16 protein-coding genes and 1 tRNA gene are annotated in these 18,035 nt (G+C 51.2%); 6 read left to right on the top strand and 11 right to left on the bottom strand.

Going from position 1 to position 18,035, the window contains the following annotated elements:
* The first annotated feature begins 10 nt into the window (after positions 1–10).
* On the top strand, positions 11–1,798 hold the full coding sequence (locus QET93_RS08820; protein ID WP_280126249.1) for a chloride channel protein: 1,788 nt from the start codon (positions 11–13) through the stop codon (positions 1,796–1,798).
* A 745-nt stretch (positions 1,799–2,543) separates the two neighbouring features.
* Here QET93_RS08820 and rsfS read toward each other — a convergent pair.
* The 4 genes from rsfS to aroC all read right to left on the bottom strand — a co-directional run bounded on the left by rsfS (position 2,544) and on the right by aroC (position 7,596).
* A complete protein-coding gene (gene rsfS, locus QET93_RS08815; protein ID WP_280126248.1) occupies positions 2,544–2,900 on the bottom strand; it encodes a ribosome silencing factor in 357 nt (118 codons plus the stop codon).
* A 37-nt stretch (positions 2,901–2,937) separates the two neighbouring features.
* Complete coding sequence (gene ftsH / locus QET93_RS08810; protein ID WP_280132144.1) at positions 2,938–5,370, bottom strand: ATP-dependent zinc metalloprotease FtsH; 2,433 nt, start codon at positions 5,368–5,370, stop codon at positions 2,938–2,940.
* 172 nt (positions 5,371–5,542) lie between these two features.
* The gene (locus QET93_RS08805; RefSeq protein ID WP_280126246.1) at positions 5,543–6,493 is read right to left on the bottom strand and encodes a hypothetical protein; all 951 of its coding nucleotides are present in this window, start codon (positions 6,491–6,493) and stop codon (positions 5,543–5,545) included.
* 20 nt (positions 6,494–6,513) lie between these two features.
* Positions 6,514–7,596 (bottom strand): chorismate synthase, encoded by a 1,083-nt coding sequence (gene aroC / locus QET93_RS08800; RefSeq protein ID WP_280126245.1) that lies wholly within the window; start codon positions 7,594–7,596, stop codon positions 6,514–6,516.
* 166 nt (positions 7,597–7,762) lie between these two features.
* Here aroC and QET93_RS08795 point away from each other — a divergent pair, with 166 nt between their 5' ends.
* On the top strand, positions 7,763–8,776 hold the full coding sequence (locus QET93_RS08795) for a hypothetical protein (RefSeq protein ID WP_280126244.1): 1,014 nt from the start codon (positions 7,763–7,765) through the stop codon (positions 8,774–8,776).
* Positions 8,777–8,891: 115 nt separating this feature from the next.
* Here the strand turns inward: QET93_RS08795 and QET93_RS08790 are convergent, their stop codons facing one another.
* Positions 8,892–9,275, bottom strand: a complete 384-nt coding sequence (locus tag QET93_RS08790) for an NADH-quinone oxidoreductase subunit A (protein ID WP_280132145.1) — start codon at positions 9,273–9,275, stop codon at positions 8,892–8,894.
* A 151-nt stretch (positions 9,276–9,426) separates the two neighbouring features.
* Here QET93_RS08790 and QET93_RS08785 point away from each other — a divergent pair.
* The 4 genes from QET93_RS08785 (at position 9,427) to QET93_RS08770 (ending at position 11,887) form a co-directional block, all read left to right on the top strand.
* Positions 9,427–9,511: transfer RNA gene (locus QET93_RS08785), tRNA-Leu, on the top strand.
* A 26-nt stretch (positions 9,512–9,537) separates the two neighbouring features.
* On the top strand, positions 9,538–10,371 hold the full coding sequence (locus QET93_RS08780) for a hypothetical protein (RefSeq protein WP_280132146.1): 834 nt from the start codon (positions 9,538–9,540) through the stop codon (positions 10,369–10,371).
* Between the two features lie 3 nt (positions 10,372–10,374).
* The gene (locus QET93_RS08775) at positions 10,375–10,851 is read left to right on the top strand and encodes a L,D-transpeptidase (protein ID WP_280126241.1); all 477 of its coding nucleotides are present in this window, start codon (positions 10,375–10,377) and stop codon (positions 10,849–10,851) included.
* 172 nt (positions 10,852–11,023) lie between these two features.
* A complete protein-coding gene (locus QET93_RS08770) occupies positions 11,024–11,887 on the top strand; it encodes an EF-hand domain-containing protein (RefSeq protein WP_280132147.1) in 864 nt (287 codons plus the stop codon).
* 105 nt (positions 11,888–11,992) lie between these two features.
* On the opposite strand, the gene def is transcribed toward QET93_RS08770, so the two are convergent.
* The 6 genes from def to hisD all read right to left on the bottom strand — a co-directional run bounded on the left by def (position 11,993) and on the right by hisD (position 17,981).
* The gene (def, locus tag QET93_RS08765) at positions 11,993–12,535 is read right to left on the bottom strand and encodes a peptide deformylase (RefSeq protein WP_280126239.1); all 543 of its coding nucleotides are present in this window, start codon (positions 12,533–12,535) and stop codon (positions 11,993–11,995) included.
* Between the two features lie 45 nt (positions 12,536–12,580).
* Positions 12,581–13,003: a biopolymer transporter ExbD gene (locus tag QET93_RS08760; RefSeq protein WP_280126238.1), complete on the bottom strand. Its 423-nt coding sequence runs from the start codon at positions 13,001–13,003 to the stop codon at positions 12,581–12,583.
* A 21-nt stretch (positions 13,004–13,024) separates the two neighbouring features.
* Positions 13,025–13,642 carry a MotA/TolQ/ExbB proton channel family protein gene (locus tag QET93_RS08755; RefSeq protein ID WP_280126237.1) on the bottom strand — a complete coding sequence of 206 codons (618 nt, stop codon included), beginning with the start codon at positions 13,640–13,642 and terminating at the stop codon, positions 13,025–13,027.
* Between the two features lie 25 nt (positions 13,643–13,667).
* Positions 13,668–15,209, bottom strand: coding sequence for a hypothetical protein (locus tag QET93_RS08750; RefSeq protein WP_322189949.1), 1,542 nt, complete (start codon positions 15,207–15,209; stop codon positions 13,668–13,670).
* Positions 15,210–15,320: 111 nt separating this feature from the next.
* On the bottom strand, positions 15,321–16,256 hold the full coding sequence (locus tag QET93_RS08745) for an aspartyl protease family protein (protein ID WP_322189948.1): 936 nt from the start codon (positions 16,254–16,256) through the stop codon (positions 15,321–15,323).
* Positions 16,257–16,679: 423 nt separating this feature from the next.
* Complete coding sequence (hisD, locus tag QET93_RS08740; RefSeq protein ID WP_280126234.1) at positions 16,680–17,981, bottom strand: histidinol dehydrogenase; 1,302 nt, start codon at positions 17,979–17,981, stop codon at positions 16,680–16,682.
* Positions 17,982–18,035 lie beyond the last annotated feature (54 nt).

Here is an 18,035-nt window from a genome sequence, read left to right as displayed (position 1 = left end):
ACCATTAATCATGAATGACCGGCTACATGGCGAGGGAGGAAAGCTCAAGTCTCTGTCATGGCTCAGATTCGGTCTGAAACTCCGGGAAATCCTCCATATCGGAGACAAGCAGGTCATTCTTATATGGGCATTCTGCGTTGGAGTCATCGGAGCCTTGACTGCTCTTGTTTTCGAACACGCTGTCGGTATCGTTCAAGATACCTTGACAGGGCAGCACGGCAAGACTCAAATTCAGGCATTTTCGTCCATCCCGGACTGGCTTCGTATCCTCGTCCCGACAATAGGCGGTCTCCTGGCCGGCCTGACCTTGTTGTTTACTCACCGTTTTGTTCCTGCCAAAGCCACGGAATACATGGAAGCCGTAGCTCTGGGAGATGGTTATGTTCCGGCCAAACCCAGTTTGCTAAGAAGTCTTTCCGCAGTATTTACCATAGGCTCCGGAGCATCTATCGGTAAGGAAGGTCCGTTGATCCAGACGGCGGCCGTAGCTGCATCCGTCATTGGAAGACGGTTTCATCTATCTGCACCGCGATTGAGGCTCATTGTAGCCTGTGCAGCCGCGTCGGGCATGTCGGCTGCATTTCACACACCTCTGGCAGGGGGGCTTTTTGTCGGAGAAATCGTTCTGGGAACGCTGACTCTCGACATGCTGGCGCCTCTTCTGATTGCCAGTTGCGCCGGATATTTGACACTCAGCTACTTTACGGATCCCACCCCGATCTATCAAGTCATGGGTAACATTTCTTTGGGAAACGATGGAGCTCGGATAGCAATCAGCTGCCTCATCCTGGGTATCGTCGCCTCTCTATGTGCCAATGGGTGGCTCTGGCTCCTTAAAACATCCCGACGTTTTTTAAACGGTTCCCGCTACTGGCTACCCGTCCGCCTCGCTCTCGCCGGGACATTGGTGGGGCTGGTCGCCATCTGGTTTCCGGAAATTGTCGGTAACGGAGCCAACATGATCAGAGGATTGGTCAATCTGCAATTTACGTCGGAACATGCCCTCTACTTGTTGCTGTTGAAAGTAGGAGTAGTTGCCATTGTATTCGGGGTCGGCACCGTAGGGGGGGCTTTGACCCCCAGTCTGACCATTGGCGCCATCGTCGGTTTCCTCTTCAGCACCTGCATGGTTCAGCTGGGATTCCCCGGAGATTATGCCATTGCATACTCATTGGTCGGCATGGCGGCTTTCTTTACAACAGCAGCCAATGCTCCCATTACCTCTCTTTTACTTGTCATTGAGTTTACATTGGCAGGGCAGCTCATGTTCCCGTTGCTCATAGGAGTTGTCGTCTCCTACAGTGTTGCCCGCCTCCTGAAAGTGGAATCCATGTATCATGATTCCTTGGCGGCGGGACCGAGAAGTATCTTTAATAAATCTCTACAAGACGTTTATGTCAAGGATATTGCAAGGAAATTACCACCAACTGTTCTACCGAATGATAATTTTGGAACCGTTGCAACCATTCTCTTGAAAAATCCGGCACAAACCATTTTTGTTGCATCGGAAAAAGGGAAGTATATGGGAGCTATCGTAACATCCGATATCCAAGAGTTTGCCAGAAACAAGGAATTAGCCGAAGCTATCCTGGCTGTAGACGTCTCAAGGAACAATCTACCAACGCTTAAACCCAACATGAAACTGCCGGAGGCTCTTGAAATATTCTCTAAAAAAGATCAAACAGAGTCACTGGCTGTCGTTGATCCGGAAACGAAGAAGATGTCCGGTGTTGCCAACAAGGCCGATTTGTTCATGGTCTTGACTGAAATCATGCGGAGAGAAAAACTCCAAAGTTAAATCGGATATTGTTGCCAGGCCAGAGTCTGCGTATCTCATCCATCAAAAAAATAACAGAGCGAGGAAGAGTTGAGATAAACGGCGGGAATTTCAAATCACGACAAACGGAGTACTCGATCCTCAAATTTTCAATTCTCAAATGATTTATTGAAAAGGAGCGTGAGTGTAGAATTGCACGAACCGAACCTGAAACACCTCCAAAGGGAAATTTTGATTCCCAATACAGAAATGAGCATTTCGAGCAAGAATTTCTCCTATTTTGTACTTCGCATAATATATGTAATGCAAAATACATAGTGCATTACTGATTGATGGTCAATAGGGTTCAAGCGGGAAATATGATACTTCAAGTAATGGAATAAGTCAAAACCATACCATGAAAGCGGAGCCTACCTCCGGTATCTAAACACCATTCTTTTTGGATACACTCGTTTCTCGGAAAAATCTTCTTCATTCCTACTTTAGAGTGTTAATTCTTCTAACTGCCATTGAGGCATGGTATATTTCGAATCAATAGCATCATCAGACTAATCCTCTACAAGGATTAGGTATGCGATGCAGTTACCATGTCCACACCTTTCCTTTCCCTTTCATCCCCTTCTCTGCTTTGCTTTGCCAAGGATGCGAAGAGAAAAAACAAAGAAGGCTATTAAAGATATAAAAATAAGAAACAGATAAAATTTCAAAAAAGTAATTTTATCTGTTGACAATAAGTAAGTTATATTATATTACCCAATGTGGAGGCTTATTGTTTCAGAGGAATAATCTTTCCCTTGGACCAAAGCTTGTCGACTTCATAGAACTCACGTGTTTCCTGTCCCATGATGTGCACCATAACGTCAATGTAATCCATCACCGTCCACAATGAGGCCGCTTTTTTTTCCATATAAACGGGTTCAGCATGGCATTTTTCCGAGATGTCGGCATCGATGTTCCTCATGATGGAACGCAGGTGCGGAATGGACAAACCCGTACATACGACGGCAAAATCCGTCAGTGATGAAATATCACGAAGATCGTACAGACATACGTTTTCCGCTTTATTATCAATAGCGGCCTGGGCGATTGCTTTGGCCAGTTTCAGCGATTCAGATGTAGACATAGATGAGGGGGAAAGAACTCGTAGGTAGAATAAATGATTATTTCAAAAAGGATTGATCTTTACGGAACGGATCCAAATCGTCTTCCGGAGCATCGGAAGAAGAGCTACTACCGTCGTTTTGCGGCGTATCGTCTCCCTGCTCTTTCCGAGCTTGTTCTCCGTCACCACCGTGCGAAGAATTGGAGGAATCGTCCTGTTGTTGTTCGCTATTGTCAGAAGGCAAAGGAGGAGGGCCGACACTTTCAGGAGGATTGGTCATAAATCCCTTCTCCAGCAGATCCTGCACTTGTTCACCGGTCAGTGTTTCATATTCGAGCAAAGCTTCTGAGATAGCCTCCAGCTTGGCGCGGTTGTCTTCAAGAATAGCCAGGCAGCGGGTATAAGCGTTTTCGACCAGTGTCCGAATTTCTTCATCAATGGTCTGAGCCGTTTGTTCGGAGTAATTGCGAGATCGTGTCCCGAGATCACGGGCAAGGAAAACTTCTCCGGTCTGTTCACCGTATTCAACGAAGCCGAGTTTTTCGCTCATACCGTATTCGCAAACCATGCGTCGCGCCATATTAGTGGCCATACGGATATCTCCGACTGCTCCACTGGTCACGTCGCCGAAAACGATTTGTTCCGCACAGCGTCCCCCCATGGCAACAACCAGGGTGTCAAGCATTTCACTGCGTCGCATATGGTACCTGTCTTCCTTGGGAAGCCACATCGTAGCTCCTAATGCCTGACCGCGGGGAATAATCGTTACCTTGTGCAAAGGCTCGCTGTTATCCGTTTTAAGAAGGCAGATGGCATGACCGGCTTCATGAACGGCCGTAATGCGCTTGTCCTTGTCGCTCATTGTGAGACTGCGGCGCTCCTTGCCCCAGCGGACCTTGTCGCGAGCTTCTTCCAACTCAATGTTGCGGACTTCCTTCAATCCCTTGCGGGCGGCAAGGAGAGCTGCCTCATTAATTAGATTGGCCAGTTCGGCACCGGAGAAACCGGCCGTTCCACGGGCAATCGGAGCCATATCCGCATCTTTGGCCAGCTTGACCTTCTTGGCATGCACCAGGAGAATCTGTTCCCGGCCTTTAACATCCGGAAGGTTGACGACAACTTCGCGGTCGAATCGTCCCGGTCGGAGTAAAGCCGGATCCAATACGTCGGCCCTGTTCGTCGCGGCAATGACGATCACGTTTTCATTGGCATCGAAACCGTCCATTTCCACTAGAAGGGCATTGAGAGTCTGCTCGCGTTCGTCATGACTGCCCCCTACCCCGTAGCCGCGATGGCGGCCGACGGCATCAATTTCGTCAATAAAGATCAAACATGGGGCCGATTTTTTGGCCTGCTCAAACATATCGCGCACGCGACTAGCGCCTACACCGACAAACATTTCCACAAAGTCGGAACCGCTGATGGAATAAAACGGCACATCCGCTTCACCGGCAATAGCCTTGGCCAGCAGGGTTTTCCCTGTACCGGGAGAACCCACCAGCAACACTCCCTTGGGAATACTTCCGCCAATTTCACGGAACTTGGCGGGATTTTTCAAAAATTCGACCAGTTCCCATACTTCTTCCTTGGCTTCGTTGACACCGGCAACATCTTTGAATGTAATCTTGTTTTTCTCCGGCGAAATCAGTTTGGCCCGGCTCTTGCCGAAATTCATGGCTCCCTTAGCCCCGCCTGTTTGAGCGCGGAACATAAAGAACATCAATCCAATAAGGAGAAGGATCGGCAGGAAGTAGAAAATAAACGTTCTCCAGCCACTGCTTTCCGTACGGTATTCTGCCGTATCTCCCAAGAGATCTTTAATCCGACTGCCGTCAAAATGAACGCTGAAAGGCACTTCGACTCGTTCTATAATGGCTTTCTCTCCACCGACCTCGGGCCACTTGCGGGTGACGATACGACCGGACAGAGTAGCAATAGATCCGTCGTAATACATCTTGGGGGACTTATCCCCTTCCCGTCCGGTGATGCGACCTTCGGCAACGAGACGACTGAATGCGTCCGTAGAAATGCTTTTGCCGGTAAGAGCGGACTCGGGGGAGGCCAGGCCGGAAGGCTGGATAATACCGGCTTCGTCGAGGCGCTTCTTGAAATTGTCATCGACAAGCCCGGAGTTGAAAGTCATGACAAAAGGCTCATAGGAAAGCTCGGGAGAAACATCGCTTTTGTACCGGGAAGCCATAATGACAGCATCCGGGGAAGCATCCGAGAGAAGTACTGTAATCGGATACTTTTTCGGATGATTGAGGATAATCCGACCATCCTTATAATCCTCTTCAAACTGGGCAATGGATTCCTTTTGCTTGCCGAAGCCAAAGGAATCCGGAGACGTAAAGGCCAGTAGAAGAATCGTGGCAACGATGACCAGCATGACCCACATCCCCCAATTGGGTGTATCTCCTTTCGGTTTTCCTGGGTTACGGTCGGGGTTGTTCGGGTTGAAGTCGCGGTTGGGAGGCATGTTGTCAGCCATGTTGTGTAGATGGAAAAATACAGCCGGACAAATATTTCGTTGCCCGGATTTTTGACGTGATTTGCGGAAATGATACAGGCCGATTGAGTTTTTCAAATAACTTTCCGAGACATACCTGCCGTTTCATAAAATCAACGGAAAACCTTTTGAAGTCCTCTACGGAGCAAGGATCTTACTGAGCTACCCGGACTGGTTTGGAAATAGGATTAACGGTTTTGTCGGGAGGGGGCACGGCACCTGAAGGCTGGTTTCCCGTCTCGGGACGTACAATCTGAAGAGGCAAAGCTTTTCCTCCCTGAACGGACGGAAACATCTGGGCAATAAACTGGTCCACAGGAAACCGCAGCACGGCGTCCCGTGACGATGGATCGCTCAGGAATTTGGTCAATTCCGGATGATTCATCAAACCGGCCATGTCCTGCCGTTCTACCATGGCTCGGATACCCGCATCCCGGCATAGAGTCCACAGGCGTCTGGGCCGCGGGATATAGGGAGCTATTTGCCCGTATTTGCCGGCAGCTGGATCGTGTTCAAAGGTAGATAGGTAGGCAATGATTTTTGCCAGGGAAACGCGGCCCGGGTCTTTCATCGGATCCAGTTTCATGAGCCATTGTGTGGACTCATGACTGCAGATTTGTTTTTTCCAATCGTACACCCATGCCGTTGCAACGGCTTCGTTCTTTCCGCTGCTTTGCGCCAGGGCGGCTTGGTGCGCCTGTTTGATATCTGCGACATCACCGTAATAAAACACGGCCAGTACGCCGGCCCAGCAAAGGACGAAAACCATTAGAATCGTTGTCAATATTCCCTTGAACCCACCGAATCCCATTTTGCTGCCCAGCGAAAATACGTTGCTGAACCAAAACATTCCGTGGGTAAATACGGAAAACACAAATACGGCCGAGAGCCACGAAAAAGTTGTAACCATCCACTCCCGGGGATCGGACGTGATAAAGGAGAGGTATGTATAGCCATGCCGGCTGATCCAGTAGTAGGCAAGGAAGGCTCCCAATACGCCTACGCCAAACAGGATCATTTTGATGATACCTTTCAGTATGGCCAGGACAAGAAACCCTGCCAGAACCGTTCCGGCTATAATATAGATGGTGGTGGATGTATCCACAGGAATATGAGAATGAAAAATCAGCCACGCTGGCAACACTGGCGCAGGTAATGATCGCAAATTGTCAGCCAGGCCATGGCCTCTACAATCGGCACGGCACGGGGAAGCACGCAGGCATCATGCCTGCCCTTTCCCTTCAGCGTCGTATCCCTGCCATCGTCCGTGACGGTTTCTTGACTCACCATCAGCGTAGCGGTCGGTTTGAAGGCAATATTCATCAGGATCGTTTCCCCATTGGAAATACCGCCCTGAATACCTCCCGAATGATTGGTTCGCGTCCGGACACGACCATCGTCCATGAAAAACAGATCATTGTGTTCCAGACCAGTCATATCGGGAGCATGAAATCCGGAACCTACTTCAAAGCCCTTGACTGCGGGAATACTCATCATCGCATGGGCCAAGGTGGCATCCAGTTTGTCGAATACGGGGTCGCCGAGCCCGGGAGGACAGCCGCGAACAATGCATGAGATCGTCCCTCCCAGAGAATTCCCTTCGCTTCTGGCTGTCTTGATAGCATTGATCATGGTTTCAGCAACCTTGGGATCTCCAGTCCGGACAATATTGGTTTCCACCAGTTCGCGGGAAACGGAGGAGGCGTCAACATGGGCTTGTACATTGTGAATCCTGTCCACCCAGGCAATTACGTCCATCTCCGGAAAAACTGTCTTCAACACAGCTCTGGCAACGGCTCCGGCAGCCACTCGTCCAATGGTTTCACGGGCGGAAGCCCGGCCACCTCCGGCCCAGGCGCGGATGCCGTATTTGGCATCGTAGGTATAATCGGCATGGGAGGGTCTATAAGTCCGTGCCATTTCATCGTAGGCGGATGACCGGTGGTCTTTGTTGCGGACATTCAGGGCAATCGGAGTTCCCAGAGTTTGTCCGTCCAGAACGCCGGAGAGTATCTCGACGGAATCTTCCTCATCGCGGGGGGTTACTATTTCGCTTTGCCCGGGGCGGCGGCGGTCCAGTTCCTTCTGGATATCATCCCTGTCCAAAGGAATCAGGGAGGGACATCCATCAATCACGACGCCTACGCCCGGACCGTGGGATTCACCCCACGTTGTAATGCGGAAACATTGCCCAAAACTGCTCGACATGCCGGGATTGTTGCAGACAAGCCCCCAATGGTCAAGATTGCGCCATAAATTATCTGCTCAGGAAAGCCTGGCTTGCGATTGATCTTGATCAAGTCCTATCCTTGATTTACAAGCGTAACGTTATCCCCGTCCTTGAGTCTGGGGGAATTCCCAATAGTCTGATGCTATGTACGAGCAGCTTTATGTTTTGAAAAATGGTAAAAAACTGGGTCCTTTTTCTCGAGCGACCATCCAAACGGATTGGGCCATAGGTCTTTATGACGGTACGGAAATCGTTCTTGCCCAGGATGGAGAATACACTCTCAAACCTTTTTTGGATCAGGGTACCACTAAAACGGAGGAGGAAAAGAAAATCGAAAACATGGTCGCAGAACTTCCGAAACCGGATATTCCCCCTCCCACGATGCCTTCCACCCTCCCGCCTCCTACTATTCCCCCTCCCGGTACTCATTCTTCGACGCCGAAACCTTTGTTAACGCAATCCTCCCGGTCTCAAACTATGCGAGACAACGGAGTCATACCGGACAACGATGACGATGATGATAACGAAGAAGCTTCCCCCGAATACATCCGTGCCCAGAAAATGCTCTATGCCTGTGCCTTGGATTTAATCCCCATGGTTGGTTCCATTCCGGCCTGGTTTCTGTGGAAACGCTACAAGGTTCTGGCCGCCGGCTACCAACCGGAGGATTCTACCCCGGATGGACAACTGATTCTGGACGGAAAGAAAATTGCTTTTTACGGTTTGGTTTATTCCGTTCTATCGACCTTTTTCTTCATCGCCAGCTGGGGAGCATGGCCCGTCATGTTCAAACTGCCCTTGATTATCGGGTTGAGCGTTGTTGCCCATGGCTGGGTGCTAACGAAGATATGCGGAGTTCTTCTGGATCAGGAATACCGCTTGGTCTGCGGAATTCTCATGTCCTTACGGATCATCTCCGCCCTGGTTATCCTGAACGCCATAGATTGGATCGGCCTCCATATATTCGGGATTCTGGCTGTTCCATTTATCACAACCGTGACCAGCTTGGTTTTCCTTGCTCTCAGCTGTTTTATTATCATGGCATCGTCCGACATTTTCCGCATCCAAAATATCAGTGGAGGCAAGCAGATCATTACCGGATTGCTGGCTGGTTTTTCCCTGGGGTTGATATTCAAACTCTTCCTGGCGATTATCTGATACAGCTTCCCCCGGTGCACTCGCTGCCGAAAATTCTCTCTTCATGAAAAAATCCCCGATGCCATATCCGGCACCGGGGATTTTTTCATGAAGGAAAACAAATGAGGAGTAGAACTTAGTTCTTGGGATCGCGATGCCAGACAAGGACTCCCTTGCCGAGAGCATAGGCATAGGCAATAGCCAAAACGCCCAGAAAAACAGTCATGGAAATGAATGCGTCGGCATTGTGGATAACCAGATCGCGGAAATTGATGCTCCACGGATAGAGAAATACGACTTCAATGTCGAATACCAGAAACAGCATCGCCACAATGTAGTACTTCACGGAGAACATCGGAGCCCCGCTTCCTATCGGGATCATACCGCATTCATAGGGGACATCGGCCGGAGTACGGTGCTGGGCCCGCTTCCCGGCAAGAACGCTTGCAACAAGGATAAAACCCGTAAACCCGAAGGCAGCCACCACCTGGATTAGAATTGAAAAAAACTCCTGATTCATGGTTCGTCTGCCCGTTTCTACTACATCCACCCGGGAGAGGAAAGGACTTTTTCCCTGAATCGAACAACTTTTGTTGAAGCCGAACGATTGTTCCGATTCCGAAATTCTTGCTTTTACCCGGACTTTCGCTAAAGTATGCGCAAGTTTTCGTGCGCCTGTGGCGAAATTGGTAGACGCGCCAGATTTAGGCTCTGGTGCCGCAAGGCATGCAGGTTCGATTCCTGTCGGGCGCACCATCTAATTTCAACAAGCAATTCACTCCATGGGACTTTACCAAGACCAAACTAATTCCCTCTCCGAAATCAAACGTCTTGCAGCCCTTGTGCTGGATCCCCCGCGTCGCTCGGAAATTGGTCCTGACCAATGGCCGCTTGCCATGATTGCCTATGGTCTTGTTACTTGTAATGAGACAAACCGCCTGCAGGAAGGAATTGAAATTTACACTCTCTTTGAGACCAACTGTTCGGACGAAGCCCGTTCCCGATGCGCCATGCAGCTATCCCAGTTTGTCCGCCAGAGGCAGGGTAACGGCTGGAGGGCCCTGCTCCCATTTGCAGTAGCCGATGCCAATCCGTCCATTCGCCGTCAGGCGGCCTTCCTCGCCCTGACGCTGGCGCCATCCTCCGAAGCGGATCGCTTCCCCGGAGCGGCAGAACTCGTTCGTCTTATCTGTAGTCCTCCCGTGGAAGAAAGAAGCCCCATTGCCATGCTGGATACGATCATGAGCCTGGCCGACTTGCGTTTCATGCCTTACCTGCAGCGGATTTCCTCTTCCCTGCCCGACAACCGCCTGGCCCGGTTACTGAAAGAATCCACAGCCACGCCCAATGCCTTGAGCTGCAGCTGGCTTCTTGACGTGCTGGAAACCCGCGCCGACCTGGCGGATGCCGTAACGGCATGTCTCACGGGCATGCCTTCCCGCACCGGCGAAGTCCTGGACGTGATTATCCCGATTCCTTCGTGGCATTTCAAAGGAGAAGCCGTCCAGAACCTTCACGGGTGGACTATCCCGGAATATTACGCCCGCATGGCAAGCCGCTTGCAGGATAGGGTCTCTCCGGAACAATTGGCCTCTATCCAATCATCCTGGAGTTGATCTATGGAACAGACGGCGTCCCCCTTCCGTATCCGCGTTTCCGTCCGCAGGCAATGGTTGCGCCTCGAACAGGTTGAGGACGGATCTCTCGTTCGCCTTTATCCCGTTTCAACCGCTCGCAATGGTACGGGAAGCCTTCCCGGCTCCAACAAGACGCCTACCGGACGCTTTCGCATTGCAAAAAAAATCGGAGAAGGTTGTCCCCCGGGAACCGTCTTTCGGGGACGGGTTCCTTGCGGCATTTGGCCGGATGATGTTCAAGAAGGAGATGATGATGTCATCATGTCCCGGATCATGCGCCTGGAAGGACTTGATCCGGATAACGCAAATACTTGGGATAGATACATTTACATACATGGAACCAACAGAGAGGATCTTTTGGGAACCCCGGCCTCGCATGGCTGCATCCGGTTGGCTCCCGACCATATGATCGATCTTTTCGATCTCGTTCCCGAGGGGACGAACATGACCATTTTCTGACGTTTCTGAATGGTTCTTTCCGGTCCTCTCTTCCGGGAAAAATGAAATTCAGTTGCAACTTTTTTTTGCATCCAGTGTTTAAGGATTATGAAAGCCATTGACGTGGAATACCTTTCCATTCCTCTAGCTTTTCAACCCATATTAATCCCCTCCTAATTCACTGCATACAATTATGAAGAAGAACATATTGCTTGCCATGGCATTCGCCATCGCCGCTCCCTGCGCTTTCGCCCAGGATGAAGCTCCCGCTACACCGCCACCCGGTGATGCACCTCGCCACCATGAAGGCCGTCAGGGCAAACGTCCCCAGCGTCCCGGTATGAATCCGGAACAGATGGGCATGTTCATCATCGGTGAACAGCTCGTCCTTGAACAGTACGACACCGACAAGGACGGCAAACTCTCCGACGAAGAAAAGGCCGCAGTTAAAGCCGAAATCGACAAACGCATGAAAGCCCGCCGCGATGAAATGATGAAAAAGTACGACAAGGACGGCGACGGCAAACTCTCCCGTGAAGAACGTCAGAGTATGCGCGACGACTGGGCCAAGGCTCATCCCGAAGCGGTCAAAAAAATGGAAGAACGTCGTGCCGAAATGATGAAAAAGTACGATAAGGACGGCGACGGCAAGCTTTCCGATGAAGAAAAGAAGGCTCGTGCCGAAGATTGGAAGAACAGCCGTGACCAACGCCCAGGTATGGGAGAAGGACGTCGCGGACCTCGTGGCGGTGAAGGTCGCCCGGGTTCTCCCAATGGGCCCCGTCGCGGTGGAGCAATGGATCCCGTCATGATGCTCGGTCACGACCTGATCATGGAAAAGTACGACACCGACAAGGACGGCATCCTCTCCGATTCCGAAAAGGAAGCGTTGAAAGCAGACGTCAAAAAGGCCATCCAGGCCAAACGTGCCGAACGCAAGGCTAAAGGAGATCAAGGTGAGCGCGGCAAACGCGGTGGCCGCCGTGGACACCATCCGCATCCCGGCAACGATGCTCCTCCCGTTCCCGGAGATGACGCTCCTGGCAGTGACGAATAAGCGTTTCTGACTCGTTTTTAATGAACTAAAACGGCTGTTTCCAAGTCAAGGAAACAGCCGTTTTTTAGAAAAAGCAACTGGGGGAAAGCAGTCTCTTAGTAATGATCAACCAAAAATCCGCCTCAACTTACCTTTCAGGGTCAAGCGTTGAGCGGAAGAAACCCTCTCCACAAACAGAACTCCGTTCAGGTGGTCGCACTCATGCTGGAAACAACGGGCCAAAAGACCGTTGCAATCGATTGTCACCGTTTTGCCGTCCAACAGGGTCACCGTAGCTCGGACGTTCTTGGGACGGATGACGGAAGCTCTGACTTTACGAACGCTCAGGCAGCCTTCCTGACAGGGTTCCATTTCTCCATAAGGCTCCAACGTGGGATTGATGAAGGAAAGCGGCATGATATCTTCCAGCTTTTTATCCTCTCCGTCCACCTTCAGCAGAGTGACGGAGTCTTCGTCTGAAGGAATGTCGATGCATATAAGCTGGATAGGGACATTGACCTGGGGTGCGGCCAGGCCGACGCCATCTGCTGCGTACATGGTTTCGAGCATATTGCTGACCAGATCCTTCAGATCATCATCAATATGTTCTACAGGACGGCATTTTTGTCTCAATGTCGGATGGCCGTATTGTACAATTTCGAGAAGCATGGGAGGTATAAAAGGGGAAAACAATGCGTAATAGGGACAAATGCTTTAGTTGCCCTGTTGGATTTCGATTCTGGCAGGAACTTCTTTGGCGTCAACCCCAACAGCCGTCAGCGTATCCCATATGCGGACAATCGTGCCAAATGAAGCGCCCTTGTCCACATCCAGCTGGAGTTTTTTATCGGGATTGGCTTCGCAATAGGTTTTCAGAGCTCCCGCCAGTTTCTCCAGCGGTACTTCCTGCCCGTCCAGAGTAATCACGGAACCGGCGGAAACAGCCAGGACGCCGCGTCGTTCCGCCGATTGTTCGCCTTCGATGTATTCCACTCCGGGGACATCGATTTTCAACAGGTGCTGCGGTTTTTTCCATTGCGTATGGACAATGAAGAAGATGAGCAAAATCGTGAGAATGTCAATCATCGGCACAATAGGCACCGAAGCTGAGACGGCTCTTTTCCGATAGAATTGCATAGTGATCCGGCAAGATGGCGATTATTGGACAAAACGACGGGCAACCAATTCGGAGATCACCACTTCCATGGACGAGGAAACGCGTTCCATCTGACGGGCAAAACATACGTTGGCAATCACAGCCGGGGTGGCGATGGCCAGACCGGCAATGGTCGTATTCAAGGCATTGGCAATGCCGCGGGCAATGTTTCCGCTGTTGTCGTCCATTCCGAAAACGCTGAAGACGATCACGAGACCGGATGCCGTGCCGAGAATCCCGAACATGGGAGCAATCATGATGATCATATCTAGCAGAGGAAGCCCGGATTGCAAGCGCACAAACTCTTCGCGCGCCTTCACCTCGACCATCTTGGAAAGGGATTCCGCATCCGTCGTTTCACTCTCCAGCACAAAACGGATCAGCCGGGCCAGAGGCGAACGTCCCCCCTGTACCGACCGGAGGAGTCGGTCTGTGGATTCCCCACCAGCTATGCACTTTTCCGCCATAGCCATCAATGCCGGAGGCGCAATCCGCGAGGAACGGATGTTGATCATCCTGTGAACGACTGCCGCTACCAGAATGATGGAACACAAGGCCAGTGGATACATGAACCAGCCGCCCTCGTTGAAGAATCGCGCAATATCTTGAATCGTATTCATAAATAAGTGTTTGTCGTGGGTAAAATTAAAAGAAGAAATCAAAGTACAGTTCCATCTTGCCGCCAATCAGTTTGTCTCGCACATCAGGTGGCATCGGAGGGATGGGAGCTTCCTGGATAGCAACAAAGGTAAAGGATTTTTGAGCGACGCTGGCGCCTTCCCTCGCCAGTTCCCGAATGGATACGATCTTTCCCTGGTCATCCAGCCAAATGCGGATATGAACTGTTCCCGTCACAATCATATCGCGATTCCGGTCGCACTGGGCATACCAGGAAATTGCTATGGCACGGTACACCATGGCCATGTAACGCCCCGTAGGCGTCGCATCGACATCCATGGAAGCCCGGTGGCCGAAACTAAAGCGCCCGCTTGTTTTTGTTTTACGTTCAAATGTCCGGAATCCGGGTTGGGAATCCGGGGCAAAAGCCGGATCGTAATACACGCGTTTCTGTGCTTTGGAACTGCCTGTTTCAACCTGTTCTACCGGAAGAGGAATTGCCGCCGCCGCTCCGGATGCACCGCTGGGGGATATTGCCGGCATCGGGGCCGCCCCTCCTCCTGCATTTTTCGATGCTTCCGGCTTGGGCATGGGCATCATGCGTTCGTTGTGCATGACGCTTGCCATAGGTTCCATGGCTTTGCCGATCAGTTCTGCCAGGGACTCCTTGCGATCAAATTTCGACTCGTTGCGGTTGTTGCTGTCAGTACGGCTGTCCTGGCGACGGGGAACATCCTTAAGTGCCCCCTTTTGTGTTCCTTCCCCGGCAGTCTCGCCATCGGTTGTATTCTCCCGGGCTGCCAGCTCGCGGGAATTGCGACGGGATTGGGGATTCATCTCGGAGACATCTTCCGGGGTTTTGATATCCTGTGGAGTATTATTGCGGGTATCGACTCTGTTGCTGTCAGCCTGGGACTGATCGGACGGACGATCCTTCAGGGCGGGATCCGCCTTGGATAAATCGGCCGTCTGGGTTGGAGGAACAGGGAAAATAGGCTGCTGCAAGGAAGGTATCGCCTGGACTTGTTGCTGGTTTTGGGCAATGGGTTGTTCCTGCCGGGAAGGTTCACGGCGGGGTATTATACGTTGTACCGCCACACGGGGATTCCGCGAGGGGTTGCCTTTCTTCTCATGTTCAAGGTCTCCATCCTGGCGATCCTGATCAAACAGGATCAGATCTCCTTCAAACCGGGGTTCAATACCGTCCTGAACCGGCATCTCGCGTATGTCGTCAGGAGCCTTGGGACCTCCCGAGGCTTTTGTGCGTCGTTCGCCGACAAATAAAGATTTCTTCAATTCCTCCTGAGTTTCCTGTTCTGCGGAGGTCTTGACAAAACGCCGCCGCCGTTTCTTATCCTCCTCTTCGGCATCCTCTTGTTGGGTACGATCCTTCAAGGGAACCTTCTTCACCATGGAAGGAGACACGGCCACCTTCATGGAACGGGATTGCCCCCCCTTCCTCTGATCCATGGTCATCTCTGGCAGAGGTACGACACTCAACAAACCGATGCCTCCTAAATGGAGCAACAGGGATATCAGGACGCAAAGCTTCCATGAAGCTTCAAACAAATGGTCTTGATTCCTGCCTGACACGTTCTTTAGTTTCCATAAATCATCTACCTGTTCAATGCCCAATACGGTTCACCTGCGAATTAAATGAGGCACACAGCCGGATGAATCTCAAAGTCCATTCATGCCGCTTAGAGAATCGTAAAAAGGAGAATACAAAAGATTGTTGGGAATCAGATAAATATAACCCGCCTGCAGGTCGCATACGAGATTGAACCTCTTGAGCAGATTATTGCCCATTACTCCGTCCATTTCCGCAATGCTTTGTATACCGCTTTTGACGGTGGAAAAGGCTCCCGGGATGAGGGGCAGATTGAGCTCTCCGAGTCGGATGCCATCGAAAATCACGTTTTCGAGCCTTCCGCTATTCGAATCGGAACTGGAAATGACCGAAATGGCAAACGGTTTCTGAGTGCCCAGCAAACCGTGCTGGTTCACAAAGGGAGAATTGAGATCCAGAACCCTGTCAGACCCCGTATCTACCGATAGTCTGAGTTTGTATTCCCGTCCATTCACCGTGACGTCGACAGGAACGACAGGAATACCCATAACATATTCCACCTTCAATCGAATGGCATTACGGGGAGGAATATAAGAACCGTTGGAATAAAAATAAATCTTCCGGTCCGTGTAATTGACTTCCGTTACCTGCCGGCGGATAAACCACAATCCCAACACCCCATCCCACTGATCCCTGGCATAGGGAATGGCGATAAAAGGCACCTTTGTAAACGCCATCATGCCGACCTTGAAACTGTTGCTGCTGCTGGACCGGATCTCATTAGAACCGGTAGCTCCATAATTGACAACGGATGAATCAAAATCCATGTTCACGTCCTTATCCAAAATATTGGAATTGATCACCATATCCGTGGCACCCGTATCGAACAGGAAACGCAATTCCCGGCTTCCGTTCACCTGGCATTTCACGTAAATGCGACTAGCCGGTCCCAACTCAAACGGAATCTCGGCAGAAGGCTTGTTCCCGGCTATGACACCTGAATGGCAAAGTAGGAATAAGACGGTAATTTTTAGGAAGTTCATCATAGAAGTGCTAGATATTATCTACCTTGATTCTCGAAATAAAGCATATAGAATGGAGTTTTTCGTTTATTCCATCATGTTGCTTGATTTACTATTGGATTTCGTCACCTTTCTGCCTCTTTCTCCGTTTGCTCAGTACGAGAATGAGAACCTCTATTGGCGTCTGACTGGCATTCTCCTTCTGCCGGCCTTTGTGGGGATCTGGCTCTTGGCCTCTTGTTGCAACCTCATTTGCGTCTTAATCGGGGTGTGGCTCTTCATTCACCTGGTTTTGAGAAAAATGAAGATCCACGAACGAGAAAATCTGGGCTAACAACAAATATCCGTTCCCGGCGACTATGCGGTACGCCGGGAACGGATGAAAAAAACGCTTGCCCCTCTGGAAAGAATAAAAGGAATCTCCGAGGAAACTCCCTTTCTCCGCGTTTAGTCTTGAGAAGCGCGCAACGCGCGGACTTCCATGGAATGTCCGTGGGCGTCAAGACCTTCCACACGGGCGAATTCGGCTACGAAAGGAGCGGACTTAACGGCAGATTCCGGCGTCATACGGACAATGCTCGTGCGTCGCTGGAACTGATCGGCCCGCAACCCGGAAAACGACTTCCCTGCCCCTCCCGTCGGGAGAGTGTGACTGGGCCCTGCCAGAAAGTCTCCGCAGGCAACTGTGGAATAGGCTCCGGCATAAATTGCGCCTGCCGTACGGATAGAATCGAGTATTTCCTCTTCGTCCTTCACGACGAGTACCAAGTGCTCTGGAGCGAAATCATTCACGAGAGCAGCTCCTTCCTTCATGTCGCCGACAAGGAAGCCGTATGCATGGTCGTCCAGCACTGTCCGGATAATCGCACCGCGGCTCAGGAGGGCAGCCTGGCGTTCTACTTCCGCATTGACGGATTCCAGAAGTTGTTCGGAATCCGTGACAAATACGACGACGCTATCCGGGCCGTGTTCCGCCTGGGCCAGTAAATCCGCAGCCAGAAATTCGGGATCGGCCGAGTCATCCGCCAGCACCATGACTTCGCTGGGGCCGGGAAGCAAATCGATGGCCACCGCCCCTACGAGCTGGCGCTTGGCTTCCACAACAAACTTGTTGCCGGGACCAAAAATCTTCTCCACAGGAGCCACTGTTTCCGTACCGAGAGCCAGGGCTGCGATGGCCTGTGCCCCTCCGATCTTGATGATTTCCGTGGCTCCGGAAGCCTTTAAGGCATACAGGAGTGACGGATTTACCTTACCGTCCGGTCCGCATGGAGTTGCTGCAACAATTTCCGGCACCCCGACGGCTTTGGCGAATCCTCCGGTCATCATTGAAGTAGAAACGAGAGGAGCCTTGCCTCCGGGTACGTAAATGCCGACGCGTCCAAACGGAACAAAACGTTCACCGACTTCCACCCCCTGATTATTGTATCCCTTCCAGTCCTTGCGGCAGCTCTGGGATGCGAAATAGGCAATATTGGAAAGAGCCATCGCGATAGCTTCTTTGACAGAAAGGGGCACGGCAGCTTCCGCCTCAGCGAGTTCTTCCTCCGTCACATGGATTGCTGCCGGAGTAAGATGTACCTTGTCAAAACGCAAGGAATAATCAACCAGCGCGGCATCGCCGCGGCTGGCTACTTCCGAAATAATGCCGGCTACGGCTTCGCGGACTCCCTGTTCGGGAATAGCCCGCCTGTTCATGGCCTTCTTCATTCGGTCGAATTCTCGATCGCTGGGACGGTATATTTTCATAGGAAAAACGGAACACATATGTGATTTACAGGAAAACACCCCCGGAACCTATCC

Source organism: Akkermansia sp. N21116 (assembly GCF_029854705.2).
Lineage (GTDB): Bacteria > Verrucomicrobiota > Verrucomicrobiia > Verrucomicrobiales > Akkermansiaceae > Akkermansia.
The sequence above is the reverse complement of the archived record's forward strand: the minus strand, read 5'-3'. Positions and strand labels throughout refer to the sequence as shown.

Excerpts from the sequence above, each read along its gene's own strand:
- QET93_RS08820 (WP_280126249.1), top strand. The coding sequence starts at position 11 with ATGAATGACCGGCTACATGGCGAGGGAGGAAAGCTCAAGTCTCTGTCA.
- QET93_RS08755 (WP_280126237.1), bottom strand. The coding sequence starts at position 13,642 with ATGAATACGATTCAAGATATTGCGCGATTCTTCAACGAGGGCGGCTGG.
- QET93_RS08775 (WP_280126241.1), top strand. The coding sequence starts at position 10,375 with ATGGAACAGACGGCGTCCCCCTTCCGTATCCGCGTTTCCGTCCGCAGG.
- hisD (WP_280126234.1), bottom strand. The coding sequence starts at position 17,981 with ATGAAAATATACCGTCCCAGCGATCGAGAATTCGACCGAATGAAGAAG.
- rsfS (WP_280126248.1), bottom strand. The coding sequence starts at position 2,900 with ATGTCTACATCTGAATCGCTGAAACTGGCCAAAGCAATCGCCCAGGCC.
- QET93_RS08770 (WP_280132147.1), top strand. The coding sequence starts at position 11,024 with ATGAAGAAGAACATATTGCTTGCCATGGCATTCGCCATCGCCGCTCCC.
- aroC (WP_280126245.1), bottom strand. The coding sequence starts at position 7,596 with ATGTCGAGCAGTTTTGGGCAATGTTTCCGCATTACAACGTGGGGTGAA.
- QET93_RS08780 (WP_280132146.1), top strand. The coding sequence starts at position 9,538 with ATGGGACTTTACCAAGACCAAACTAATTCCCTCTCCGAAATCAAACGT.
- QET93_RS08745 (WP_322189948.1), bottom strand. The coding sequence starts at position 16,256 with ATGATGAACTTCCTAAAAATTACCGTCTTATTCCTACTTTGCCATTCA.
- QET93_RS08760 (WP_280126238.1), bottom strand. The coding sequence starts at position 13,003 with ATGCAATTCTATCGGAAAAGAGCCGTCTCAGCTTCGGTGCCTATTGTG.
- def (WP_280126239.1), bottom strand. The coding sequence starts at position 12,535 with ATGCTTCTCGAAATTGTACAATACGGCCATCCGACATTGAGACAAAAA.
- QET93_RS08790 (WP_280132145.1), bottom strand. The coding sequence starts at position 9,275 with ATGAATCAGGAGTTTTTTTCAATTCTAATCCAGGTGGTGGCTGCCTTC.
- QET93_RS08795 (WP_280126244.1), top strand. The coding sequence starts at position 7,763 with ATGTACGAGCAGCTTTATGTTTTGAAAAATGGTAAAAAACTGGGTCCT.
- ftsH (WP_280132144.1), bottom strand. The coding sequence starts at position 5,370 with ATGGCTGACAACATGCCTCCCAACCGCGACTTCAACCCGAACAACCCC.